Genomic DNA, 23,229 nt, shown 5'->3' on the forward strand with positions numbered 1-23,229 from the left:
ATCATTGTGGCTCGCAAAGACTGCCGGACTGTCATTTCTATCAGGTGTTTCGTGCACAGTCGCGATGTTCTACTCAAGTTCCAGTTCCGGCATTAAGGGACTTAACTGACTTGATGGAGCAAGCTCATGACGCAGACACACAGTATTTCGATCCCTGGGTCTCTCGATCCGACATTTGCTCAGGATGGCGTGCTGACCTTACCGATACCTGGTATCGCGGGCGACGAAGCGGCGGCGGTCCTGGCGCTCCCCGATGCAAAATTACTCGTTGCGATACCTTTAACGGGAGCGAATGCCCCGGTTGCCATTGCGAGGCTGAATGACGACGGTTCGCTGGACGAAACCTTCGGTCCGGCGCGCAGAGGTTTTGTTGAAATAGCGCTGGAAGGGGCTCGGATCAGCTATGTATCCGGTCTCGATGCGCTTGAGGATGATGGTTGGCTGATACACCTTCAATATTCCTCGACTACCTCCAATGACGTTGGCCTTGCACTGGTCCGCCTGAAAAATACCGGTGAACTGAACGACGCGTTCGGCACCAACGGCATGCGGTTTATCTCCCATTACGGCAATCCCCATCCCGCTAGCGTGCCGCGTGAGGCAAGTCACCCGAACACCGGATCCTCACAGACTGCCCGCGTCCCATCACGATCAACGGCCCGGCAGGTGGATGGCAAAATCGTCCTGCTCCATTTAGTGTTTTTTGATGATGCACCACTGCCAGCGGGTGTTGTGATTCGTCTGCTAGCGGATGGCTCACTCGATCAATCATTCAACGGTTCAGGCTATGTGGTTGTGGATGTCGCCACATCGAATAACGTCTACGGCATCACCATTCAAGCCGATGGCAAGGTGCTGGTCTGCGGTTCATACCAGGACGGATCGGGAGGTCGTGGAGTTTTTCTGGCGCGTCTGGACGCCAGTGGCGCGCCGGACAGTCAATTCAACAACGGTGTGGCCGTGTTGATGCCCAACGATGAAGGCGAGAGTTTTCTGCAGTCGATTTCGGTACGTGAAGGCGATGGCAGGATTATCGTCGCGGGCCGAGCCCAGCGTGGTGGTCTCGACGGTGGGTTGATCGCTGCATTCACGACCAGCGGCGCGGCCAACCTTGTGTTCAATGGTGGCAAGCCGCTGTTTTCGCCGTTACTAAAAGGGTTGGCGTGGACGCATACCTCGCAGGTGGGTGGTTCGATCGCTGTTGTCGGTCAGGGTGAATCAGCCATGGTGACGGCGCGTTTCCTTGCTGATGGAAAACCGGATACGGCTTTCAACGGTACGGGTCATGCGTTGTTTGAAGACAGCGCAGGGGCAGCCTTTGCGCGAGGTGTCACCGTTATGACGGACGGCCGGATCGTGGTGTGCATCGAGCTCTCCGTCTACGCTGATCCTTCCAAAGTCCCTGGCCGTATCGTGCGCTATCTGGCGGGTGCGCCGTCTTTAAATAACGATCCGGCTTTTGGTGATGGCGGCATCCTCAGATTTCCATTCCCCGGATTCTCGGGATATGACGTCAGGGCGCTGCTGGCGCTGCCGCAAAACAAATTGCTGGTTGCCGTTCGCCTTTCAACGCCCGGTACACCTACGCGGATCGTTCGTCTGCTTGAAGACGGTGCTCTCGACTCAGCTTTCGGTGGAGAAGGCTCCGGCTATGTCGAGATCAGGCTGAAAGAAAATTTTTTCATGAGCCGGATCCTCGGGTTTACACCGCTGAGCGATGGCGGCTGGCTGGTTCGTGCTCAGTACACGGAAGAGGGCGCGAATAACTCGACGGGCCTGGTGCTGGTCAGACAGCGCGAGGACGGGCAACTGCAGACGTCTTTCGGGGAACAAGGTGTGCTCTATCTTCCCTACGCGAAGATGGGCGGCGGCGGATATACCGGGGTGGTGCAAGCGTCTGCCAGCGGTGCCGCAGGGAATGGCGCAGCAGGGATGGTCGCTCAACAACTGGACGAAAAAATCGTCGTGGTCAGTAACGTTGAGGATGCTTCCGGCCGGACAAAAGGTATCGTTCTGAGGTTCGAGCCGAATGGCTCACCCGATACGACCTTCAACGGCACCGGCTTTGCGTTCGTAGAGCTTGCAGATATTTCGCCTTTGGACATCGTTGCGCAAGCGGCGGCAACCCAGGCTGACGGCGCCGTGGTGATCTGCGGCAATTATTTTGCGGTGAGTGCGCATGGCGCCTTCGTTACTCGTTTCGACGCTACGGGTAAGGTTGACACAGGTTTTGGAATCAAAGGCGCGGTGGACGTGCCCCACGATCAATGGATAAGCCTGGACGTTGCGGCAATCGTCGACGACAAGATTGTTGTGGCCGGCGGTGCGGCGGTGGAGGGCGTCTCTCAGGGCTTGATTGCGGTGCTCAATCTCAGCGGCTCCTACAATCGGGTGTTCAATGATGGTCAACCACTGATTTCGTCACCTGTGTCCCAAGGCGTCAGATGGTTGCATTGCGTGCCGCGTACGGACGGTTCAGTCATCGTTTGCGGTAACAGTGGCACTGGCGCGCTTGACGAGAATCTCAGCGCGGTCACCGCACGCTTTCTGGCGGATGGTTCTCCAGACTCCTCTTTCTTTGGTTCGGGATTTACCGTTTTCAATGAAAGCGCGGGTTTCGAATACCCCCACGGCATGGCGGTAATGGACGATGGGCGCATCGTGGTGGGCGGAGTGTATTTCACCGACTCTGGGTACGATAAAGGCTGGGTGATCCGTTACCTGGACAAGTCGGCTTAAGCCGCAGGTTGGCCCATCGCGGGCAAGCGTCGCTCCAACTGGAGGTCGCTTGCCCGCTTTGCATTCAGGCCTGGCTGAACTGCGAAGCCAGTTCGCGCAGCAGCACTTCAGCCTCAAGCACTTTGCTAACCACGTCATTGGCCTTGTCGCGGGTCAGGCCCACACGCTCAAGCAGCGCGTCGGGGATGTCTTCATCCGGACCGGAGCCAATCCCGCGGCTGCGCAGCAGGCGCACAGCCAGGCAAACGAGGTTCGGGTATTCAGCATAAGCGCCGTCGTAGCTTGGGTCGTGCTGGAAGCGCAGAGCGGTGGCCAGTTCATCGGGCATGTCCCAGTAGCGCATCAGCCACGAGCCGATCTGTTCACGGCTGATACCGAGCAGGTGTTGCTCGATGTAGCTGTGGCACAGGTGCGGGTTGACCTCCAGGTGGCGGCAGATCAGCGAGAAGTGCGGCGGAAAGACGTGGGCCAGCAGCAGGTAACCGAAGTTGTGCAGCAGACCGGCCAGATACGTCAGGCCGGCTTCCGGGCGCTGGGCGCGCGGCATGGCGCGGGTCAGGCCTTCGATGACGGCGGCGGTGTAGATCGACTGCTGCCAGTACGGCGTGGTGTGTTGCGGGTGGTCTTTGGGCAGGCTCAGGGTCTTGCCGAGGGCCAGGCCCAGCGCAAGGTTGATCACCAGATCAAAACCGAGCACGCGGACGATCGCGTCTTCCACCGAACGAATCTTGCCCGGCGAGGCGTAGTACGGCGACGCCGCCCAGCTCACCACTTGCGCGGCCAGCGCCGGGTCGGTTTCAACCACGCCGGTGATGTCGTCGATGGTGGCGTTGGGGTCGACGCGCAGTTTGATGATTTTTTGTGCGGTTTCGGCCAGCGGCGGAATTTCGATGGTCGCTTCCAGACGCTGCTGAATGCGCCGCGCGGTGAACGCTTGCACGGCCTGGGTGATTTCCTCGCGGTCATCGTCCGGGCGGTCGAGGTTCGGACGGATGCTGCTCAGGGCTTCGCCGAAGTTAGCGGCGCTGGCCTTGGTCAGCATGGTCTTGAAGTCTTCGCTGGCGATTTCCAGCAGCAGGCCCGGCTCACCGGAGTTGATCAGCAACTTCGGTTCGCGCAGGAGGCTTTCTTCGTAGAGGCATGGCGAACTGGTCAGCGCCGGCAGGCCCGGCAACAGGCTCAGGCTGTGTTTGCCGAGCATCTTTTCCAAGCGCTCGGTCGACACAGCGGTGAGGCGCCGGCCCGTCAGTTCGGCGAGGCGATTGAGGTCGAGCAATTGGCTCTGCGGAAACAGCACCATCAGCGCGCCGACGGCGTCGTCCAGCAACACGGCTTGTACCTTGCGCGATGCATTGAGGCCGTGGTGGTCGAGCACTTCTTCGTAGGCGATCCCGAGTTTGCCTAGCAGCAGCCGAATGACAGACGGCGCGTGCGGGGATTCGGGGGCGAGAGCGGCTTCGGTCATGGTCTGTATCCGTTTTTGAAACAATGGCAGGAGTATAACCAGCTTGATCAGAACGATCTGTCAGAAACTGCGACGGTGCTCACACTTGGCCGTATTGCTGCCCGTGGCGCAGCCAGCGATCGAGTAATGGGCTGACGTGGGTTGGCCAGCGTTCCAGCAAGGCTTGCGCGGCGTCGCGGACGGCGGGCAGCAGGTCGGCGTCGCGCATCAGGTCGGCGACCTTGAATTGCAGCAGGCCGGTCTGGCGGGTGCCGAGCATTTCCCCGGGACCGCGCAGTTCGAGGTCTTTTTCGGCGATGACGAAGCCGTCGTTGGTCTCGCGCATGATGCCCAGGCGCTGGCGTCCGATCTGTGACAGCGGCGGATGGTAGAGCAGCACGCAATGGCTGGCGGCGCTGCCCCGGCCAACGCGGCCGCGCAACTGGTGCAGTTGCGCGAGGCCGAGGCGCTCGGGGTTTTCGATGATCATCAGGCTGGCGTTGGGTACGTCGACGCCGACTTCGATCACGGTGGTCGCGACCAGCAGTTGCAGGTTACCGGCCTTGAATTCGGCCATGACGGCGGCCTTCTCGACGGGTTTCATGCGCCCGTGGATCAACCCGACTTTCAGTTCGCCGAGGGCTAGGGTGAGGTCTTCAAACGTGGTTTCGGCGGCCTGACAGGTCAGTTCTTCCGACTCTTCAATCAGCGTGCACACCCAATAGGCCTGACGACCTTCGGCGCAGGCGCTGCGCACGCGCTCGATGACTTCGACGCGGCGGGTGTCGGTGACCAGCACGGTGTTGACCGGGGTGCGCCCGGGCGGCAGTTCGTCGAGGATCGAGGTGTCGAGGTCGGCGTAGGCGCTCATCGCCAGCGTCCGCGGAATCGGCGTGGCAGTCATGATCAGTTGGTGCGGGCACATGCGCCCGCCGACGCCTTTCTGCCGCAGCGCCAGACGTTGCTGCACGCCGAAGCGATGCTGTTCGTCGATGATCACCAGCGCGAGGTTCTTGAACTGCACTTCGTCCTGGAACAGCGCGTGGGTACCGACCACCATCGGCGTGCCGCTGGCGATCTGTTCCAGCGCGGCGACGCGGTTCTTGCCCTTGAGCTTGCCGGCCAGCCAAGCGACGTCTATGCCCAGCGGTTCGAGCCAGCGCTTGAAGGTGATGAAGTGTTGTTCGGCAAGGATCTCGGTCGGCGCCATCAGCGCAACCTGATAACCAGCCTCCAGCGCTTGCAACGCGGCGAGGGCGGCGACGACGGTTTTACCGGCGCCGACGTCGCCCTGAATCAGCCGCAGCATCGGTTCGTGCTGACTTAGATCGTAGGCGATTTCGTTGCCGACGCGCTGTTGCGCGCCGGTCGGGTTGAAGCCGAGGTTGGCCAGGTATTTTGGCGGCAGCTTCGTCGCTTTCGGCATCGCTGGCGCGCGCAGCGAACGCATGCTTTCGCGCAGACGCTGTTGCGACAGTTGGTGCGTCAGCAGTTCTTCGAAAGCGAGGCGATGTTGCGCCCAGTGATGACCGAGGGCGAGTTCGTCGACGTCGGCGTCGGCGGGCGGGTTGTGCAGGTAGCGGATCGCATCGGCCAGCGGCGCCAGTTGATAGTCGCGCGCCAGCTCGGTCGGCAACCAGTCGGGCAGGGTGTCTGGCTTGAGCATGGTCAGCGTTTGCATGCACAACTGACGCAGACGTGCTTGGGTCAGGCCTTCGGTGAGCGGATAGACCGGGGTCAGGGTTTCATCCACGGGCGGCGGTTCGTCACCGGTAATGGCGCGATATTCCGGGTGGTAGATTTCCAGGCCGGACGCACCGGGCCGGGCTTCGCCGTAGCAGCGAACCCGCGTGCCGCGTTTGAGGCCTTCTTTCTGTGCGTTGCTGAAATGGTAGAAGCGCAGGCTGAGGCCGCCAGTGCCGTCCTGCAGGCGTACGACCAGGCTGCGGCGTCGGCCCATGACCACATCGGCGCCGCTGACGGTGCCTTCGACCACGGCGTCCTGCCCCGGCCGCAGAGCGCCGATCGGCACCACGCGGGTGCGATCCTGATAACGCAGCGGCAGGTGAAACAGCACGTCCTGAAGATTCTCCAGACCGACCTTGGCCAATTTATCGGCCATGGCTTCGCCGACACCCTTGAGTGCCGTCACCGACACTTGCGACAGCTCCGTCATGACGCTCGCTTAACCGGCTGTAACCGGTGCCGCTGGCTTGGCCACCGAACACAGGCGAATGGAGTCGGCGAGGATCTCGATGGCTTTTGGCCGTGGGAAGCTCGCGCGCCAGGCAATGGCCACGGTGCGGAACGGCACCGGCGGCGACAGTGGGCGCACTTCGATCACGCCCGGGGCGTAGTGATGGCTGTCGACCGCCGACAGCGGCAGGATCGAGATGCCCAGACCGGACGCGACCATGTGGCGGATGGTTTCCAGCGAGCTGGATTCAACCGTGGTGTGCTTGGCGCCATCGTTGCCCTTGGTCAGGGTCGGGCAGGCTTCCAGCACTTGGTCGCGGAAGCAGTGGCCTTCGCCGAGCAGCAGCAGACTCTTGTCGTTGAGCAGGCCGGCGTCGATGGTTTCTTTTTGCGTCCACGGGTGCTGCGCCGGCATCAGGACGTAGAACGGCTCGTCGTAGAGCGGCAGGGTCAGCACGTCGGCTTCGTTGAACGGCAGGGCGATGATGATCGCGTCGAGCTCGCCGTTGCGCAGTTTGTCGCGCAGCACGTGGGTGAAGTTTTCTTCGATGTACAACGGCATCTGCGGGGCGACCCGGTGCAGTTGCGGAATCAGGTGCGGGAACAGGTACGGGCCGACGGTGTAGATCGCGCCGACTTTCAGCGGTGCGGTCAGCTGGTTCTTGCCGGCCTGGGCCAGTTCGCGGATGCCTTGCGCTTGCTCGAGGACTTTCTGCGCCTGGGCGACGATGCCTTCGCCGACCGGGGTCAGGCGCACGGCGCTTTTGCTGCGCTCGAAAATCAGCACACCGAGTTCGTCTTCAAGCTTTTTCACGCCCACCGACAGGGTCGGCTGGCTGACGTGGCAACGTTCGGCGGCGTGGCCGAAATGCTGCTCTTGGGCGAGGGTGACGATGTAGCGTAATTCTGTGAGGGTCATAGCAAGCGTCCATGAAGATGCGGGCCAAGCATACCGGCTGCAATCGATAGACGCACGTTATCAGACTGAGTGTGGAATGCGACACCGGGCAATGTCGGTTTGCCGTTGCCAGATATGCAAAAGGCACCTTTCGGTGCCTTTCTCTTGATTTAACGGTCGACTCATAACCCATGTGGGAGCGAGCCTGCTCGCGAAAGCGGTGGGTCAGACAAGCATGTGCTGACTGACACGACCTCTTCGCGAGCAGGCTCGCTCCCACAGAGTATTGCGGTGTTGCTTAGCGGCGGCGTTCGAGGGAGTAAACAAACGGCGCAACAATTTCGATCGAGCCGTTGGTCAACATGTCGGCCGGTGGCTTGGGCAGCGGTTGTGCGCGGCGGATCATTTCCAGGGTGGCCCGGTCCAGATCGGCGTTGCCTGAGCGGCCCACCAGTTCAAACGACAACACGTTGCCTTCGGCATCGACTACAAAACGCAGGCGGTTCAAGCCTTCCTTGCCCCGTGCCTGTGCACTTTGCGGGTACTTCTTGTACTTGGCCAAATGCGCAAGCAGAGTGCCTTGCCAACTGGCCTTGGCTGCCAACTGTGCCGGCGACGGGCCGGGCGCCGGTGCAGCGGATTTCTCCGTCGGTGCCGGGGTCGGTGGTGTATCGGCCGGTTTCTCCTCGGAAGGTTTTTCCTTCGGTGGATCAGGCAGCTTCTTCTCGACCGGCTTCGGCGGTTTAGGCTTTGGCTTCGGCTTGGGCTTCTGCACCGCGATTTCAGCTTTCGGTGCTTCGGCCAACTTCGGAATCGGCAACTCTTCAACCGGAGCCGGTGGCTGCGGCGGTGTGACGACTTTCGGCGGAGCAGGCGGTGGCGGGGCTGGAACCGGGGCCAGCTCGACCATCATTGCCTGTGGGGGCAATTCGATGGGCGGGCGGGCGGTCCAGTTCAGTGCCAGCGCGATGGCCAGCGCATGCACGCCCAGCACCACGGCCAGGCTACCGCTGTAACGCGTCAGCTTATGGCGCGTCGTGATCATTTCTTGGCTGCCGTCTCAAGTCCGACCAGGCCGACCTTCAGGTAACCGGCGGAGCGTAGCTTGTCCATCACGCTCATCAGGTCGCCGTAATCCACGCCTTTATCAGCCTGGAAGAAGATAGTGGTGTCTTTCTTGCCCTGAGTCTTGGCGTCGAGCACGGCGCCAAGGGTTTCGGCTTTCACTTCGTCGTCGCCGATGTACAGGCGCTGGTCAGCTTTGACGCTGAGGAACACCGGCTTCTCTGGCCTTGGCGCCGGTTTGGCGGTCGAGGCCGGCAGGTCGACTTTGATGTCCACGGTGGCCAACGGAGCGGCCACCATGAAGATGATCAACAGCACCAGCATCACGTCGATGAACGGCGTGACGTTGATTTCGTGGTTCTCGGCCAGATCGTCGTCTGCGCCTTCTTTCAAATGCAGGCCCATGGCCGATTACCCCACTTTGACCATGTGCGGCTGCGAGCTGCGCTCAGGCTGGTGATCGAGGTCACGGCTGACCAGCAGCAGAACTTCTGCCGACGCGTCGGAAACCTGCGCCTTGTAACCGGCGATGGAGCGGGCGAAGACGTTGTAGATCACTACCGCAGGAATCGCCGCAACCAGACCCAATGCAGTGGCCAGCAGCGCTTCAGCAATACCGGGCGCTACGACAGCAAGGTTGGTGGTCTGGGTTTTGGCGATGCCGATGAAGGAGTTCATGATGCCCCACACGGTACCGAACAGGCCCACGAACGGTGCGGTGGAACCGATGGTGGCGAGGACGCCGGTGCCGCTGCTCATGTTGCGACCGCAGGCCGCTACCAGACGCTCGAGGCGGAAGCTCACGCGTTCCTTGATGCCTTCTTTCTCGCGGCTGTTGACCGACAAGCGCATCTCTTCGAGGGCGTCGTGCACCAGCAGGTTGGCGAGGGTGCCTTCCTTGCCGGCAGTGGCGCTGGCTTCTTTAAGGGTGGTGGCTTTCTTCAGGGCGGCGATTTCGCCACGCAGGCGACGCTTGGCGCCCATCAGCTCGAAGCCTTTGGCGATCCAGATGGTCCAGGTGATGATCGAAGCGATGGCCAGACCGATCATCACGATTTTCACGATGATGTCGGCGTTCTGGTACATGCCCCACGGCGACAGGTCGTGGGCCATGCCCAGGCTGTTGTCGGCTTCGAGAACAGGTACGTCGGCAGCGTCTACCGCTTGCACTGGATCAGTGGCAGCGGGAGCAGCGGCAGGCGCGTTGGCGGCCGGTGCGTGCTGTTCGGTCGCGGCCGGGGCTGCTGGCGCTTGTGCGTCGGCGAACGCGGCGGTCGGTGCCAGCATCATGCTGAGCAGCAGAGCCGCCAGCGCGCTCCAGGCGCGAGGTCGATTGGTTGGCGAAGCGGGGATTTGATTGCGTGTCATGCTGGCCGGACCTGAGATAGAAAAACGTTGATGCTCTTCCAGGCCTCGTGAGGCCGAGAACAAAAGTGAGGTGCATTATTGCAAGTAATTCTTGTTAACAAAAGTAATAGAGTATCTTTTTTTCCTTCATTGCTAGCCGCCCGTCCTTTGCCAGCGCTAGTCTGTGTCTTTCCGATAGGAGTTTTTTGATGTCCGCGCCTTCTGTTTTGATTGCCGGTTGTGGTGATGTCGGCAGTCGTCTGGCCAGGCAATTGCTGGCGGCTGGTTGGGAAGTTCATGGCTTGCGCCGGGATGTTTCGAAGCTGCCCGACGGGGTGATTGGCGTTGCCGGCGACTTGTTCAATGAGGACTGCCCGGCGACCTGGCCGGTGGGTGCCGTGGACTATCTGGTGTATTGCGCTGCAGCGACTGATCACGATGAGGCCGGTTATCGCGCGGCTTATGTGCAGGGTTTGCAGAATGTCCTGAGCTGGCTGGACGATTACGGGCAAGTGCCTGAGCGGCTGCTGTTCGTATCCAGCAGCAGTGTCTACGGTCAGCAGGATGGCGAGTGGGTTGACGAGGCATCCGCGACGGTCGCTGCGGGTTATTCCGGGCGACTGATGCTCGAAGCAGAGCAGGTGGCTCTAAACAGTGGCATCCCTGCGAGCATCCTGCGTCTGACCGGGATTTACGGCCCGGGTCGCGAATGGCTGCTGACTCAGGTGCGTCGCGGTTATCGCGTCGCGGTGGAGCCGCCGCTGTATGGCAACCGGATTCACGCTGACGACGCGGCGGGATTGCTGGCGTTTCTGCTGGAGAAGGATCGGCAGGGCGTGAAGCTGGAGGATTTCTACATCGGCGTGGACGATGCACCGGCACCGTTGGCCGAAGTGGTGGGCTGGTTGCGTGAATATCTGGGCGTTACCGAATGGGCGGAAGACGCCAGCGTTCGGCGCACCGGCAGCAAGCGATGCAGCAATGCCCGGGCGAAAGCGTTGGGCTGGACGCCAGCGTACCCAAGTTACCGCGAGGGCTATGCCGCGATCCTCGAAGGTAAGTGCTGACTTCCTGACACCCCAAAACAACTGTAGGAGTGAGCCTGCTCGCGATAGCGGTCTAACATTCAACACTTATGCTGACTGTTACACCGCTATCGCGAGCAGGCTCACTCCTACAGGTGATTTCTGCGAATTGAGGTCCGGGTTACTGCTTCTCCAGCAACCACTTACGCTCGCCCGGCGTGTATTGCGGCATTTCATCCGCCAGCGCGGTGTTCACCGCCTGGAAAATCTCCAGTTCCTTGCCCTTGCGCGCAAAGATGTAGGCATTGCCCTGACCGTTGAGCTGTAACCACATGTTGTCGTTGGTGCTGCTCATCGACGCGCAATCGCCCGCCAGGCACAAGGCATAACGGTCGGCGCCCGGCAAACCGGAAACCTGGCCGTCAGCCTGGAACTGCACGGTGCTGCCTTCGCCCTGACCACTGGCGATTGTCCAGCTGCCGCCCATGTAGGCGGAATACAGCGCACGTTCGAAACTGGCGCCGATCGGCGCACCTTCCGGCACCGGAATCTGTGCGCGGTCGAACACCTGCTCGGGTTCGTTCTCGCTGGCGGCTTGCTGCAGTTGCCCGCCGTCGCGTTTCAGCTCGCTGGCGGAGCTGCCATAGAAGTCGACTTTCCAGGCGCCGGATTTCTCACCCAGCAGCCGTCCTTCGACGTTCTCAAAGCCGTTGGTGTAGCGGGCCTGACCGGCCTTGGTGTTGACGTCCCACTCAAGGTTCGGGCCGTAAGCCTGAAGCGCTTCGCGCAGGGGGCCGCCCTTGGCTGCGGCATCGATCGCCACCTGGTTGATCCAGGTGCCGCTGATGTCACGGTCGGCAGGGTTGCTGGCGCAGCCGCCGAGGAAAATGGCGAGCAGCGGGAGAGCTAGCGCTTTGCGCATGGTGGAATCCTTTCAAAACCTTTTCTTGCTGAGCAGTCGGCGCGGCGTTTGAAGGCCGCGCCGTGCGCATCACTCGATGACCAGAATGGCATCCATTTCAACCTGCGAACCCTTTGGCAGGGCAGCCACGCCGATGGCGGCGCGAGCCGGGTATGGCTGGTCGAAGTACTTGCCCATGATCTCGTTGACCTTGGCGAAGTGGCTCAGGTCGGTGAGGAAGATGTTCAGTTTGACGATGTCCTTGAACGAACCGCCAGCGGCTTCAGCCACGGCTTTGAGGTTCTCGAATACCTGGACGGTCTGGGCTTCGAAGCCTTCAACCAGTTCCATGGTTTTTGGGTCCAGAGGAATCTGGCCCGACATGTAAACGGTGTTGCCTGCCTTGATCGCCTGGGAGTAAGTACCGATGGCGGCCGGGGCCTTGTCGCTGGTGATAACAGTCTTGGTCATGTATGACTCCTTGTAATGGTTGAGTTATGCACGCATGCGGGTGATGCGGATCACCCCGGTCAAGGCGCGCAGCTTCTTGATCACGCGGGCCAGGTGCACACGGTCGTGGACGCTGACCACCAACTGGACCACGCTGATGCGACCATCGCGCTCGTCCATGCTGATTTTCTCGATATTGCCGTCGGCTGCGTTGACGCTGCTGGCCAGCAGGGCAATCAGGCCGCGCTGGTGTTCCAGCTCGACGCGCAGTTCGACGTTGAATTCGCCGGTGACATCCTTGGCCCAGGAGAGCTGGATGCATTTTTCCGGGTTGTGCCTGATTTCGCTGATGTTACGGCAGTTGTCCAGGTGCACGACCATGCCTTTACCCGCCGACAGGTGCCCGACAATCGGGTCGCCCGGGATCGGCGTGCAGCACTTGGCGTAGCTCAGCACCAGACCTTCGGTACCGCGAATCGCCAGCGGGCCTTCCGGGCTTGGCAACTGCTCGCCTTCGCCAAGCAGGCGGCGGGCGACCACGTAGGCCATGCGGTTACCCAGGCCAATGTCTTCGAGCAAATCTTCGATCAGTTCGAGGCGGTACTCGGTGAGCATGGCTTTGACGCGTTCGGCCGGGATCTTTTCCAGCGCGCTGTCGAAACCGTTGAGCACTTTGTTCAGCAAGCGTTCGCCGAGGCTGATGGACTCCGAGCGACGTTGCAGTTTCAGCGCATGACGGATGTGCGTGCGCGCCTTGCCGGTGACCACGAAATTAAGCCATGCCGGATTCGGTCGTGCGCCCGGAGCGCTGACGATCTCGACCGTGGAGCCGCTTTGCAGCGGTTCGGACAGCGGTGCGAGTCGACGGTTGATCCGGCAGGCAATGCAGCTGTTGCCGACGTCGGTGTGTACCGCGTAGGCAAAGTCGACCGCCGTGGAGCCTTTCGGCAGCTCCATGATCCGGCCTTTGGGTGTGAACACGTAGACCTCGTCCGGGAACAGGTCGATCTTCACACTCTCGATGAATTCCAGCGAGTTGCCGGCGCGTTGCTGCATCTCCAGCACGCCTTTGACCCACTGGCGGGCGCGGGCGTGAGTGCCTTTCGGCTGTTCGTCACCGCTGGACTTGTACAGCCAATGGGCGGCGATGCCGTTGTTGGCCATCTCTTCCATTTCGCGGGTGCGGATCTGGATTTCGATCGGTACGCCGTGCATGCCGAACAGCGTGGTGTGCAGCGACTGATAGCCGTTGGCCTTGGGAATCGCGATGTAATCCTTGAAGCGCCCTGGCAACGGTTTGTACAAATTATGTACAGCACCCAGCACGCGGTAGCAGGTATCGACCTTGTCGACGATGATCCGGAACGCATAGACGTCCATGATCTCGTTGAAGGCCCGACGCTTGCCGCGCATTTTCTTGTAGATGCCGTAGAGGTGTTTCTGCCGACCGCTGACTTCGCCCTGGATGCCGTCGATGGCGAGGCAATGGCCAAGGGATTCTTCGATTTTGTTGACGATTTCCTTGCGGTTGCCCCGGGCGCGTTTGACCGCTTGGTAGATCCGCGCGGAACGCATCGGGTGCATGGCCTTGAAGCCAAGGTCTTCAAATTCGATACGAATGGCATGCATGCCCAGCCGGTTGGCGATGGGCGCGTAGATTTCCAGGGTTTCCTTGGCGATGCGTCGGCGCTTTTCGCCGGACAGCACTTCCAGCGTGCGCATGTTGTGCAGGCGGTCGGCGAGTTTGACCAGGATCACGCGAATGTCGCGTGCCATGGCCATGGCCATTTTCTGGAAGTTTTCGGCTTGGGCTTCGGCCTTGGTCTCGAAATTCATCTGGGTCAGTTTGCTGACCCCGTCGACCAGTTCGGCCACGGTTTCACCGAACTGCGCTTGCAGCGCTTCTTTGGCGATACCGGTGTCTTCGATCACGTCATGCAGCATCGCCGCCATCAGGCTCTGATGGTCCATGTGCATGTCAGCAAGAATATTGGCCACGGCAAGAGGATGCGTGACGTACGCCTCGCCGCTGCGACGGCGTTGACCGTCATGGGCTTGTTCGGCGTAGAAATACGCTCGGCGGACCAGGTTGACCTGGTCGTTGCCGAGGTAGGTCGATAAGCGATCGGCGAGGGCGTCTATGCTCGGCATGATGATTCCTGCCGTAAGCTGTGATCCCGCGCCGTGCTACGTCGACCAGGCATAGGCTTAGACGGCCTCGTTGGACTCGTCCTCGAACGCTGCAAACAGCGGCTCATCCTGGACGATTTCCTGCTCGGCGATGAACTCGTAGCTCATCAGGCCTTCAGCGATTTCACGCAGTGCGACAACAGTCGGCTTGTCGTTTTCCCACTGGACCAATGGCTCTTTGCCGCCGGTGGCCAGTTGACGGGCACGCTTGGTAGAGAGCATGACCAGCTCAAAGCGGTTTTCCACGTGTTCTAGGCAGTCTTCAACGGTTACGCGGGCCATGGTATTCCTCGGAGCGAATGCAATATGCGCGCTGCCCGGTTGGGCGAGCGGACTCAACAGTTTAAAAAATCACCAGCGATTAGGGAAGCGCTGATTTTTTGACCAAGCCCTTCAACGCGCTGCAAGCACCAATGTAAAGCGCTTGCAGCTGTTTTGGGAAGTGCTGATTATCCGAGCAATTCGGCCAGCAATTTGCCGAAACGTACTTGCTGGCGTTTCTGCTGGAGTTGATTGGCGCGGAAAATCGCCTTCAGATCGTCCAGTGCGTGAGCAAAATCGTCGTTGATGATCAGGTAGTCGTATTCGACATAGTGACTCATCTCGCTGACCGCTTCGCGCATCCGCCCGTCAATGATCTCGTCGCTGTCCTGACCGCGATTGGTCAGGCGTTGGTGCAGGGCCTGAAGCGACGGCGGCAGGATAAAGATCGAGCGTGCTTGCGGCATCAGCTTGCGTACTTGCTCGGCGCCTTGCCAGTCGATTTCCAGAATCAGGTCGTGACCTTCGTCCAGCGTCTGCTGCAGGCGGCTTTGCGAGGTGCCGTAGAAGTTGCCGAAGACTTCGGCGCGTTCGAGGAAGTCGCCATGCTCGCCCATCTTCACGAACTCTTCGCGGGTCACGAAGTGATAGTTCACGCCGTCCACTTCACCCGGACGCATGGCGCGGGTGGTGTGGGAAACCGAAACGCGAATTTCCGGTATGGCGTCGGTCAAGGCCTTGACCAGGCTGCTCTTGCCCGCGCCCGATGGCGCGGAAATGATGTACAGGGTGCCGGTGCTGTGGGTCATGTCGGGGTAGCCTTACTCAATATTCTGCACTTGTTCGCGCATCTGCTCGATCAACACCTTGAGGTTGACGGCGGCTTGGGTGCTGCGCGGGTCGAAGGCCTTGGAGCCCAGTGTGTTGGCTTCGCGGTTGAGTTCCTGCATCAGGAAGTCCAGGCGCCGACCAGCGGCACCGCCGGACTTGAGCACCCGGCGAACTTCGATGATGTGGGTGCTCAGGCGATCCAGTTCTTCGGCCACGTCGCTCTTTTGCGCGAGGATGACCATTTCCTGTTCGAGACGCTGCGGATCCAGCTCGGCCTTCATGTCAGCGAAGCGATCGAGGACTTTCTGGCGCTGGGTCGCGAGCATCTGCGGCACCAGTTCACGCAGGGTCACCACGTCTTCTTCAATGGAGGTCAGACGCTCGTTGATCAGGCGTGCCAGCTCCGCGCCTTCGCGCTCGCGGCCGGCCTTCAACTCTTTCAGGCCTTGATTGAACAGCGCCAGTGCGTCGGCATTCAGCGCCTGCGGGTCGCTCGCATCGCCCACCAGTACGCCGGGCCAGGCCAGCACTTCCAGCGGGTTGAGTGCGGCAGGGTTCTTGATCAGGCCAGCCACGGTCTCAGCCGCTGCGACCAGCTGCGCGGCGCGCTCGCGATCGACTTGCAGGGTTTTGCCGGTGCTTTCTTCGGTGAAACGCAGGGTGCATTCCAGTTTGCCCCGCGACAGGCCCTGACGCAGCGCTTCACGCACCGCGCCTTCGAGGTCGCGAAACGACTCCGGCAGGCGCAGGTGCGGTTCCAGATAGCGGCTGTTCACCGAGCGCAGTTCCCAGCTCAGGGTGCCCTGTGCGCCGGCTTTTTCGACGCGGGCGAAGGCGGTCATGCTGTGCACCATGGCGGTGACCTCGCAAATGCAGATCGGCGCGAAACCTGTGTTCCGCAGGCGCGATATGTATGAATTTAAGCCGACTGGCAGCAAAGGCGCAGGATTGTAGCGCAGTGCGGCGAATGCGCCCAAACACACGGTGTGACAAAGGGCTGCATCCCGTCGGTAACGGGTGTTTCAGGGCCTTCGATCGTCGGGCTGGATTTTTAACGAGTGCCCACGCGCGGTGCAGCGCTCTATAATGCTCGGCAGTTTTCCGTCCCCAGTACAGGTATTCCCTATGAAACGTCCAAGTGGTCGCGCTGCCGATCAGCTCCGCTCGATCCGCATTACCCGCAACTACACCAAACACGCCGAGGGATCCGTACTGGTCGAATTCGGTGATACCAAAGTCATCTGCACCGTCAGCGTCGAAAACGGCGTGCCGCGCTTCCTCAAAGGCCAGGGCCAGGGTTGGTTGACCGCCGAATACGGCATGCTGCCGCGCGCCACTGGCGAGCGTAACCAGCGTGAAGCGAGCCGTGGCAAGCAGGGTGGTCGCACCCTGGAAATCCAGCGCCTGATCGGCCGTTCCCTGCGCGCTGCGCTGGACATGTCCAAGCTGGGCGATGTGACCCTGTACGTCGACTGCGACGTGATTCAGGCCGACGGTGGTACTCGCACGGCTTCGATCACCGGCGCCATGGTTGCACTGGTTGATGCACTGAAAGTAATCAAGAAGCGTGGCGGCCTGAAGGGTGGCGATCCGCTCAAGCAGATGATCGGTGCCGTGTCGGTTGGCATGTATCAGGGCGAGGCCGTGCTGGATCTGGACTATCTTGAAGATTCCGCCGCCGAGACTGACCTCAACGTGGTGATGACCAGCACCGGTGGTTTCATCGAGGTGCAGGGTACGGCTGAAGGCGCGCCGTTCCAGCCTGAAGACTTGAACGCCATGCTGGAACTGGCCAAGCAAGGCATGAACGAAATCTTCGAACTGCAAAAGGCTGCACTGGCCGACTGAGCAGGTTCATAACCGCAAGGAGGACGCGATGAGTGACGAACAAGAATTGCTGCCCAAACCGAGCCAGGAGGTTCGCCAATGGGCGATGTTTTGTCACTTGTCCGCCTTGCTGGGGATCTGGATCCCGTTCGGCAATCTGATCGGGCCGTTGATCCTCTGGCAGATGAAGCGCGAAACGGACCCGTTCATCGACGCTCAAGGCAAGGAGGCGCTGAATTTTCAGATCACCGTCGCCATCGCCTCGTTGATCTGTTTCCTGCTGATGGTGCTGATCATCGGGTTCTTCCTGTTGGGGATACTGGCCATTGGTGCGCTGGTATTGACCATCATCGCCGGTGTGAAGGCCAATGAAGGTTTTCCTTACCGATATCCGTTTACCTGGCGGCTGATCAAATAAGGCGCTCGAAAAGTTTTAAAACAAATGCCCTGACCTGTCAGGGCATTTTATTAATGCAACAAAATTAATCGTTATTATGGGTAGGAATGATCTGATCGCGATGATCGGTCGATACTCTTTCTGTATATACACTTTTAGTCACAACTGCATCGGCTTAGTTAGGATTCATGGCCTTGGAATCAAAGGCGACGATTGTTAAAGTTGCTCGGATAATATTTCTCCTGAAATATTAAGATATATTCAAGCCATCGACGGCTATTGAATTTCCGAGTAATCAGTGTTGAGACAATCAGCCGGTTCATGAGGCGCGTGCAGGTAAACAGCTCGCCTCTGAATATATAGCCAAGAATAATCCCAATGATTCAGCTCGATTTTTACGGAACACTTGTGGCCGCCTCCTTAGTCCTTCTGCTAGGACGCGGGCTCGTTATGCGTGTTGGTTTCATGCGCAGTTACAACATTCCCGAACCTGTCGCGGGTGGCCTGGTAGTTGCGTTGATCTTGTTGCTGCTGCGAACGCTCAATATTGAAATTCGTTTCGATACTTCGCTGCAGACACCTTTGATGCTGGCCTTTTTTGCCACCATTGGTCTAAGTGCAGACTTTGCCAGCTTGAAGAAAGGCGGGCGCGTTGTCGGGATATTTCTATTGGCAGTCACCGGATTGTTGGTAGTGCAGAATGCGATGGGGATCGGGCTGGCAACAATGCTCGGGCTCGATCCATTGATGGGACTGCTGACCGGATCGATCACCTTGGCGGGCGGTCACGGCACTGGGGCTGCGTGGGGTACGGTATTCAGTGAGAAATACGGTCTGGCATCTGCGTCGGAGCTGGCGATGGCTTCCGCGACGTTTGGCCTGGTGCTGGGTGGTTTGATCGGCGGACCAGTCGCGCGCTTGCTCATCAAGCGAGTGCAGGTGCCCGGTTGTCAGAGTCCGGATGCGCCGCTGCGGTTGCCGAAAGGCTTCGAGCAACCAAACAAAGAACGCTCGATTACCCCGTTTTCGTTTATAGAAACACTCGCCCTGATCGCGGTCAGTTTGCTGGCGGGCAATCTGTTGAACGGCCTGCTGCAGGGCACCGCATTCGAGTTGCCGACGTTCGTTTGTGTTCTGTTTGTTGGCGTGGTCTTGCGCAACGGGCTTTCGGCGTTGGGTCTGTATCAGGTGTTCGAGCGTGAGGTGTCGGTGCTGGGCAATGTCAGCTTGTCGCTGTTTCTGGCGATTGCCCTGATGTCGCTCAAACTGTGGGATCTGGCAGCATTGGCGCTGCCCATTTTCATCATCCTGGCAGTGCAGGCGCTGGTCATGGCGTTGTTCGCGATTTTCGTGACATTCCGGATGATGGGGCGCAACTACGACGCGGCCGTGCTGGCGGCAGGGCACTGCGGTTTTGGCCTGGGTGCCACGCCGACTGCCATTGCCAACATGCAGGCCGTGACGCAGCGCTACGGCCCCTCGCAGATCGCGTTTCTGGTGGTGCCGATGGTTGGAGCGTTCTTCATCGACATTATCAATGTCATCGTGATCAAGCTGTATCTGGCCTTACCGTTCTTCGCGGCAGTCTGAGTTCGAATCTGCTGCACTGTGAGGCACAAAAAATGCCCGTATCTTGCGATACGGGCATTTTTAACTGCGAAACTACGCTTAGATGGTCAGCGTCCAGTCGTAGTCGACGATCAGCGGTGCGTGCTGCGAGAACCGTGGCTGACGCGGCAGGCGAGCACTGCGCACGAAGCGCCGCAGGCCCGGGGTCAGGATCTGGTAGTCAAACCGCCAGCCGAGATTGAGCATCTCGGCCTGTTCGTTGTCCGGCCACCAGCTGTACTGGTCGCCTTCGCGGCTGACTTCGCGCAGGGCATCGACATAGCCCATGTTGCCGACAATCTCGTCCATCCAGGCGCGTTCTGGCGCCAGGAAGCCCGGGGATTGCTGGCTGTCGCGCCAGTTCTTGATGTCGAGCTTCTGCTGCGCCACGTACAGCGAGCCACAATAAATGTACTCGCGACGTTTGCGCCGCTGTTTGTCCAGGTACTTGCCGAAGTCGTCCATGAGCTTGAACTTCTGGTTCAAGTCCTCATCGCCGTTCATCCCCGAAGGAAGCAGCAAGGTGGCAATACTGACTTTGTCGAAATCTGCTTGCAGGTAGCGCCCGTAGCGGTCGGCCGTCTCGAAACCGAGACCGCTGATGACAGCCTTCGGTTGCAACCGCGAATACAAAGCCACGCCGCCTTGGGCAGGGACTTCAGCATCGCAGGCATAAAGGAAGTAGCCATCCAGTTGGAAGGCTGGGTCATCCAGTTCAAAGGCGGAGGCACGGGTGTCCTGCAGGCAGATGACGTCGGCATTCTGTGCTTGCAGCCAACTGAGCAAACCACGCTCGACTGCAGCCTGAATACCATTGACGTTCACACTGATGATCCGCATAAATGGCCCCAAAAATCGCGTGCGTGTATGATACACGGCGTCAAGCTAATTAGCTAAATCCGTGGTATTTGGGGTTTTTTTCATGCAAGCGTATCAGCGCGATTTCATTCGTTTTGCCATCGATCGCGGCGTTTTGCGCTTCGGTGAGTTCACCCTGAAGTCCGGGCGCACCAGTCCTTACTTCTTCAATGCCGGCCTGTTCAACTCGGGTTCGGCCCTGGCGCAGCTGGGGCGTTTCTACGCGGCAGCCATCGCTGAGAGCGGCATTCCCTTCGACGTTCTGTTCGGCCCGGCCTACAAAGGCATCCCGTTGGCGGCAACCACCGCTGTGGCACTGGCCGAGCACCACGACCGTGATCTGCCGTGGTGCTTCAACCGCAAGGAAGCCAAGGCCCACGGCGAAGGCGGCAGCCTGGTCGGCGCGCCGCTGACTGGCGATGTGCTGATCATTGATGACGTAATCACGGCGGGTACAGCAATCCGCGAAGTGATGCAGATCATCGCTTCCCAGGACGGTGCCAAGGCTGCGGGCGTGCTGATTGCGCTGAACCGTCAGGAACGTGGCAACGGTGAATTGTCGGCCATTCAAGAAGTCGAGCGTGATTTCGGTATCCCGGTGATCAGCATTGTTTCGCTGAATCAGGTGCTGGAATTCCTTGCCGATGATCCGCAGCTCAAGCAACACCTGCCCGCCGTGGAAGCCTATCGCGCCCAGTTCGGCGTTTAACCGCAGAGCACTGTGGGAGCGAGCCTGCTCGCGAAGAGGGCTTCACATTTAACATTGATGTGATGCAGAGACCGCTTTCGCGAGCAGGCTCGCTCTCACAGGGAATGTGGTGCAAAAAAAGACCCCGCTCAGCCAGGCTGAGCGGGGTCTTTTGGTTTACGTCAGCGCTTATGGGCGCTTGCGATTGCTGATCAGCGTGCCCACACCGGTGTCGGTGAAGATTTCCAGCAGGATCGCGTTCGGCACGCGGCCGTCGATGATCAGCGAGCTGCCCACGCCGCCCTGAACCGCTTCCAGTGCGCAACGAATCTTCGGCAGCATACCGCCGTAGATAGTGCCGTCGGCGATCAGGTCGTCGACCTGCTGCGTGCTCAGGCCGGTCAACACGGTGCCCGACTTGTCCATCAGGCCGGCAATATTGGTCAGCAACATCAGCTTCTCGGCTTTCAGTGCCTCGGCGACTTTACCGGCCACCAGATCCGCGTTGATGTTGTACGACTCGCCGTTCTCACCCACGCCGATCGGCGCGATCACCGGGATGAAGTTGCCTTTGACCAGCAGGTTCAGCAGTTCGGTATTGATCCCGACCACTTCGCCGACCTGACCGATGTCGATGATTTCCGGTTGAGTCATCTCCGGCGTCTGACGGGTGACGGTGAGCTTCTTCGCACGAATCAGCCCGGCGTCTTTACCGGTCAGGCCGATGGCGCTGCCGCCGTGACGGTTGATCAGGTTGACGATGCTTTTGTTGACCTGGCCGCCAAGGACCATTTCGACCACGTCCATGGTCGCGGCGTCGGTGACGCGCATGCCATCGACGAAGTGGCTTTCGATCGACAGACGCTTGAGCAGATCGCCGATCTGCGGGCCGCCACCGTGAACCACGACCGGGTTGATGCCCACGGCTTTCATCAAGACGATGTCGCGCGCAAAGCCGGTTTTCAGCTCCTCGCTTTCCATCGCGTTGCCGCCGTATTTGATCACCAGGGTCTTGCCGACATAACGTCGGATGTAAGGCAACGCTTCGGACAGGACCTGGGCGGTATGGGCGGCGGCTTCGCGTTCGAGGGTCATTCAGGGCTCCGGGTGGATCAGAACGGTAGTTGGAGATCAGGTGCAACGCGTTTCAGTTGGGCGTGGAACACATCCTTGATGCGTTGCAATTCAGCCTCGTCATCGGCCTCGAAGCGCAGCACCAGCACCGGTGTGGTGTTGGACGCGCGCACCAGGCCCCAGCCTTTGGCGTAATCGACTCGCACGCCGTCGATGGTGGTCAGGTCAGCGCCTGCGCCCCACTGTGCGTCGTGCAGTGCATCAATGATGCTGAATTTGCTCTCTTCGGTCACATGGATATTGATTTCCGGCGTAGAAATATCGTTCGGGAACGTCGCAAACAGCTCTTCCGCGGTGGATTTTTCCTTGCTGAGGATCTCCAGCAGCCGTGCGGCGCTGTAGATGCCGTCGTCAAAACCGAACCAGCGTTCCTTGAAGAAGATGTGCCCGCTCATTTCCCCGGCCAATAGCGCACCGGATTGTTTCATTTTCTTTTTGATCAACGAATGACCGGTCTTCCACATTAGCGGACGACCACCGTATTCCTTGATCAGCGGCACCAGGCGACGGGTGCATTTGACGTCGAAGATGATTTCCGCGTCCGGGTTGCGCGCGACCACGTCACGGGCGAACAGCATCAGCAGGCGGTCGGGATAAACGATGCTGCCGGTGTTGGTCACCACGCCGACGCGGTCGCCGTCGCCGTCGAAAGCCAGGCCGATATCGGCGTTGGTTTCCTTGACCTTGGCGATCAGGTCGACGAGGTTCTCAGGCTTGCCCGGATCCGGGTGGTGGTTGGGGAAGTTGCCATCGACCTCGCAGAACAGCGGGATGACTTCGCAATTCAGCGCTTCGATCAGTTGTGGGGCGATCACACCGGCCGCGCCGTTGCCGCAGTCGACCACGACTTTCAGGCGCCGTGCCAGTTTAATGTCCTGGACGATTTCGGTGTTGTAGCGGTCGAGGATCTCGACCTGAGTGACACTGCCGGTGCCGCTGCTCAAGTTGTTGCTCTTGAGGCGCTCGTGCAGGGCCTGGATCTGTTCGTTGGCGAGGGTGTCGCCGGCGATGACGATCTTGAAACCGTTGTAGTTCGACGGGTTGTGGCTGCCGGTGAGCATCACCCCGGATTTGCCGGCCAGGACGTTGGCGGCGTAGTACAGCGCGGGCGTTGGCACCAGGCCGACATCGCTGACGTGGCAGCCGCTTTCGGCGATGCCGCGAATCAGTTCTGCAACCAGCTCCGGGCCGGACAGGCGGCCGTCGCGACCGACGGAAACGTTCGGTTCACCTTGGGCCAGGCTCTGCGAACCGATGGCGCGGCCGATCCAGTAAGCGGTTTCGGCATTGAGGAATTCCGGCACGGTGCCGCGAATGTCATAGGCGCGGAAAATGCTGTCGGGCAGCTTCGGGGCGATCTTGGCTGGGGT

General features: G+C 60.0%; 20 protein-coding genes and 1 pseudogene. 6 read left to right on the top strand and 15 right to left on the bottom strand.

Annotated elements, in window-relative coordinates; all coding sequences use genetic code 11:
• The first annotated feature begins 126 nt into the window (after nt 1-126).
• Complete coding sequence (locus BMY54_RS01390; protein WP_093429656.1) at nt 127-2,739, top strand: hypothetical protein; 2,613 nt, start codon at nt 127-129, stop codon at nt 2,737-2,739.
• 64 nt (nt 2,740-2,803) lie between these two features.
• Here BMY54_RS01390 and BMY54_RS01395 read toward each other — a convergent pair whose 3' ends face one another.
• From BMY54_RS01395 to exbB, 6 genes are all read right to left on the bottom strand, one after another.
• Entirely contained in the window at nt 2,804-4,204 is a 1,401-nt protein-coding gene (locus tag BMY54_RS01395) for an aminoacyl-tRNA deacylase and HDOD domain-containing protein (protein ID WP_016985804.1), read from the bottom strand.
• Nucleotides 4,205-4,283: 79 nt separating this feature from the next.
• Complete coding sequence (gene recG / locus BMY54_RS01400; RefSeq protein WP_093429657.1) at nt 4,284-6,359, bottom strand: ATP-dependent DNA helicase RecG; 2,076 nt, start codon at nt 6,357-6,359, stop codon at nt 4,284-4,286.
• A 9-nt stretch (nt 6,360-6,368) separates the two neighbouring features.
• Nucleotides 6,369-7,298 (bottom strand): hydrogen peroxide-inducible genes activator, encoded by a 930-nt coding sequence (locus BMY54_RS01405; protein ID WP_007920331.1) that lies wholly within the window; start codon nt 7,296-7,298, stop codon nt 6,369-6,371.
• A 277-nt stretch (nt 7,299-7,575) separates the two neighbouring features.
• A complete protein-coding gene (locus BMY54_RS01410; protein ID WP_093429658.1) occupies nt 7,576-8,322 on the bottom strand; it encodes an energy transducer TonB family protein in 747 nt (248 codons plus the stop codon).
• On the bottom strand, nt 8,319-8,747 hold the full coding sequence (gene exbD / locus BMY54_RS01415) for a TonB system transport protein ExbD (RefSeq protein WP_007920333.1): 429 nt from the start codon (nt 8,745-8,747) through the stop codon (nt 8,319-8,321). Before exbD ends, BMY54_RS01410 begins: the two co-directional genes overlap by 4 nt.
• Nucleotides 8,748-8,753: 6 nt before the next feature.
• On the bottom strand, nt 8,754-9,710 hold the full coding sequence (gene exbB / locus BMY54_RS01420; RefSeq protein WP_093429659.1) for a tonB-system energizer ExbB: 957 nt from the start codon (nt 9,708-9,710) through the stop codon (nt 8,754-8,756).
• 188 nt (nt 9,711-9,898) lie between these two features.
• Between exbB and BMY54_RS01425 the strand changes: the two genes are divergently transcribed.
• Nucleotides 9,899-10,756 (top strand): SDR family oxidoreductase, encoded by an 858-nt coding sequence (locus tag BMY54_RS01425; RefSeq protein ID WP_093429660.1) that lies wholly within the window; start codon nt 9,899-9,901, stop codon nt 10,754-10,756.
• 139 nt (nt 10,757-10,895) lie between these two features.
• Here BMY54_RS01425 and BMY54_RS01430 read toward each other — a convergent pair whose 3' ends face one another.
• The 6 genes from BMY54_RS01430 to BMY54_RS01455 form a co-directional block, all read right to left on the bottom strand.
• The gene (locus BMY54_RS01430; protein WP_093429661.1) at nt 10,896-11,636 is read right to left on the bottom strand and encodes a putative periplasmic lipoprotein; all 741 of its coding nucleotides are present in this window, start codon (nt 11,634-11,636) and stop codon (nt 10,896-10,898) included.
• A 69-nt stretch (nt 11,637-11,705) separates the two neighbouring features.
• Nucleotides 11,706-12,086 carry a RidA family protein gene (locus BMY54_RS01435; RefSeq protein ID WP_003229509.1) on the bottom strand — a complete coding sequence of 127 codons (381 nt, stop codon included), beginning with the start codon at nt 12,084-12,086 and terminating at the stop codon, nt 11,706-11,708.
• 24 nt (nt 12,087-12,110) lie between these two features.
• Nucleotides 12,111-14,216: a bifunctional GTP diphosphokinase/guanosine-3',5'-bis pyrophosphate 3'-pyrophosphohydrolase gene (gene spoT / locus BMY54_RS01440; protein ID WP_064589822.1), complete on the bottom strand. Its 2,106-nt coding sequence runs from the start codon at nt 14,214-14,216 to the stop codon at nt 12,111-12,113.
• A 57-nt stretch (nt 14,217-14,273) separates the two neighbouring features.
• The gene (gene rpoZ / locus BMY54_RS01445) at nt 14,274-14,537 is read right to left on the bottom strand and encodes a DNA-directed RNA polymerase subunit omega (protein ID WP_008030604.1); all 264 of its coding nucleotides are present in this window, start codon (nt 14,535-14,537) and stop codon (nt 14,274-14,276) included.
• A 167-nt stretch (nt 14,538-14,704) separates the two neighbouring features.
• The gene (gene gmk / locus BMY54_RS01450; protein WP_008078609.1) at nt 14,705-15,325 is read right to left on the bottom strand and encodes a guanylate kinase; all 621 of its coding nucleotides are present in this window, start codon (nt 15,323-15,325) and stop codon (nt 14,705-14,707) included.
• A gap of 12 nt (nt 15,326-15,337) precedes the next feature.
• Nucleotides 15,338-16,201: a YicC/YloC family endoribonuclease gene (locus BMY54_RS01455; RefSeq protein WP_093429970.1), complete on the bottom strand. Its 864-nt coding sequence runs from the start codon at nt 16,199-16,201 to the stop codon at nt 15,338-15,340.
• A 271-nt stretch (nt 16,202-16,472) separates the two neighbouring features.
• On the opposite strand from BMY54_RS01455, the gene rph reads away from it, so the two are divergent.
• From rph to gltS, 3 genes are all read left to right on the top strand, one after another.
• Complete coding sequence (gene rph / locus BMY54_RS01460) at nt 16,473-17,195, top strand: ribonuclease PH (protein ID WP_016985814.1); 723 nt, start codon at nt 16,473-16,475, stop codon at nt 17,193-17,195.
• A 28-nt stretch (nt 17,196-17,223) separates the two neighbouring features.
• Nucleotides 17,224-17,592, top strand: coding sequence for a DUF4870 domain-containing protein (locus BMY54_RS01465; protein ID WP_007920344.1), 369 nt, complete (start codon nt 17,224-17,226; stop codon nt 17,590-17,592).
• Between the two features lie 357 nt (nt 17,593-17,949).
• Complete coding sequence (gltS, locus tag BMY54_RS01470; protein ID WP_093429662.1) at nt 17,950-19,161, top strand: sodium/glutamate symporter; 1,212 nt, start codon at nt 17,950-17,952, stop codon at nt 19,159-19,161.
• A 78-nt stretch (nt 19,162-19,239) separates the two neighbouring features.
• Here gltS and BMY54_RS01475 read toward each other — a convergent pair whose 3' ends face one another.
• A complete protein-coding gene (locus BMY54_RS01475) occupies nt 19,240-20,019 on the bottom strand; it encodes an exodeoxyribonuclease III (protein WP_007920349.1) in 780 nt (259 codons plus the stop codon).
• An 82-nt stretch (nt 20,020-20,101) separates the two neighbouring features.
• On the opposite strand from BMY54_RS01475, the gene pyrE reads away from it, so the two are divergent.
• On the top strand, nt 20,102-20,746 hold the full coding sequence (pyrE, locus tag BMY54_RS01480) for an orotate phosphoribosyltransferase (protein ID WP_008078597.1): 645 nt from the start codon (nt 20,102-20,104) through the stop codon (nt 20,744-20,746).
• Between the two features lie 168 nt (nt 20,747-20,914).
• Here pyrE and argB read toward each other — a convergent pair whose 3' ends face one another.
• Together argB and BMY54_RS01490 are read right to left on the bottom strand one after the other, a co-directional pair.
• The gene (gene argB, locus BMY54_RS01485; RefSeq protein WP_003229488.1) at nt 20,915-21,820 is read right to left on the bottom strand and encodes an acetylglutamate kinase; all 906 of its coding nucleotides are present in this window, start codon (nt 21,818-21,820) and stop codon (nt 20,915-20,917) included.
• A 17-nt stretch (nt 21,821-21,837) separates the two neighbouring features.
• A pseudogene (locus tag BMY54_RS01490) lies at nt 21,838-23,214 on the bottom strand (phosphomannomutase/phosphoglucomutase); the annotation flags it as partial.
• Nucleotides 23,215-23,229 lie beyond the last annotated feature (15 nt).

It is taken from the genome of Pseudomonas sp. ok266 (assembly GCF_900110195.1).
In the GTDB taxonomy this organism is placed as follows: domain Bacteria; phylum Pseudomonadota; class Gammaproteobacteria; order Pseudomonadales; family Pseudomonadaceae; genus Aquipseudomonas; species Aquipseudomonas neuropathica.

What these genes read in the sequence shown, in the direction of transcription:
- BMY54_RS01390 (WP_093429656.1), top strand. Translation starts at nt 127, where the DNA reads ATGACGCAGACACACAGTATTTCGATCCCTGGGTCTCTCGATCCGACA.
- BMY54_RS01395 (WP_016985804.1), bottom strand. Translation starts at nt 4,204, where the DNA reads ATGACCGAAGCCGCTCTCGCCCCCGAATCCCCGCACGCGCCGTCTGTC.
- recG (WP_093429657.1), bottom strand. Translation starts at nt 6,359, where the DNA reads ATGACGGAGCTGTCGCAAGTGTCGGTGACGGCACTCAAGGGTGTCGGC.
- BMY54_RS01405 (WP_007920331.1), bottom strand. Translation starts at nt 7,298, where the DNA reads ATGACCCTCACAGAATTACGCTACATCGTCACCCTCGCCCAAGAGCAG.
- BMY54_RS01410 (WP_093429658.1), bottom strand. Translation starts at nt 8,322, where the DNA reads ATGATCACGACGCGCCATAAGCTGACGCGTTACAGCGGTAGCCTGGCC.
- exbD (WP_007920333.1), bottom strand. Translation starts at nt 8,747, where the DNA reads ATGGGCCTGCATTTGAAAGAAGGCGCAGACGACGATCTGGCCGAGAAC.
- exbB (WP_093429659.1), bottom strand. Translation starts at nt 9,710, where the DNA reads ATGACACGCAATCAAATCCCCGCTTCGCCAACCAATCGACCTCGCGCC.
- BMY54_RS01425 (WP_093429660.1), top strand. Translation starts at nt 9,899, where the DNA reads ATGTCCGCGCCTTCTGTTTTGATTGCCGGTTGTGGTGATGTCGGCAGT.
- BMY54_RS01430 (WP_093429661.1), bottom strand. Translation starts at nt 11,636, where the DNA reads ATGCGCAAAGCGCTAGCTCTCCCGCTGCTCGCCATTTTCCTCGGCGGC.
- BMY54_RS01435 (WP_003229509.1), bottom strand. Translation starts at nt 12,086, where the DNA reads ATGACCAAGACTGTTATCACCAGCGACAAGGCCCCGGCCGCCATCGGT.
- spoT (WP_064589822.1), bottom strand. Translation starts at nt 14,216, where the DNA reads ATGCCGAGCATAGACGCCCTCGCCGATCGCTTATCGACCTACCTCGGC.
- rpoZ (WP_008030604.1), bottom strand. Translation starts at nt 14,537, where the DNA reads ATGGCCCGCGTAACCGTTGAAGACTGCCTAGAACACGTGGAAAACCGC.
- gmk (WP_008078609.1), bottom strand. Translation starts at nt 15,325, where the DNA reads ATGACCCACAGCACCGGCACCCTGTACATCATTTCCGCGCCATCGGGC.
- BMY54_RS01455 (WP_093429970.1), bottom strand. Translation starts at nt 16,201, where the DNA reads ATGGTGCACAGCATGACCGCCTTCGCCCGCGTCGAAAAAGCCGGCGCA.
- rph (WP_016985814.1), top strand. Translation starts at nt 16,473, where the DNA reads ATGAAACGTCCAAGTGGTCGCGCTGCCGATCAGCTCCGCTCGATCCGC.
- BMY54_RS01465 (WP_007920344.1), top strand. Translation starts at nt 17,224, where the DNA reads ATGAGTGACGAACAAGAATTGCTGCCCAAACCGAGCCAGGAGGTTCGC.
- gltS (WP_093429662.1), top strand. Translation starts at nt 17,950, where the DNA reads ATGATTCAGCTCGATTTTTACGGAACACTTGTGGCCGCCTCCTTAGTC.
- BMY54_RS01475 (WP_007920349.1), bottom strand. Translation starts at nt 20,019, where the DNA reads ATGCGGATCATCAGTGTGAACGTCAATGGTATTCAGGCTGCAGTCGAG.
- pyrE (WP_008078597.1), top strand. Translation starts at nt 20,102, where the DNA reads ATGCAAGCGTATCAGCGCGATTTCATTCGTTTTGCCATCGATCGCGGC.
- argB (WP_003229488.1), bottom strand. Translation starts at nt 21,820, where the DNA reads ATGACCCTCGAACGCGAAGCCGCCGCCCATACCGCCCAGGTCCTGTCC.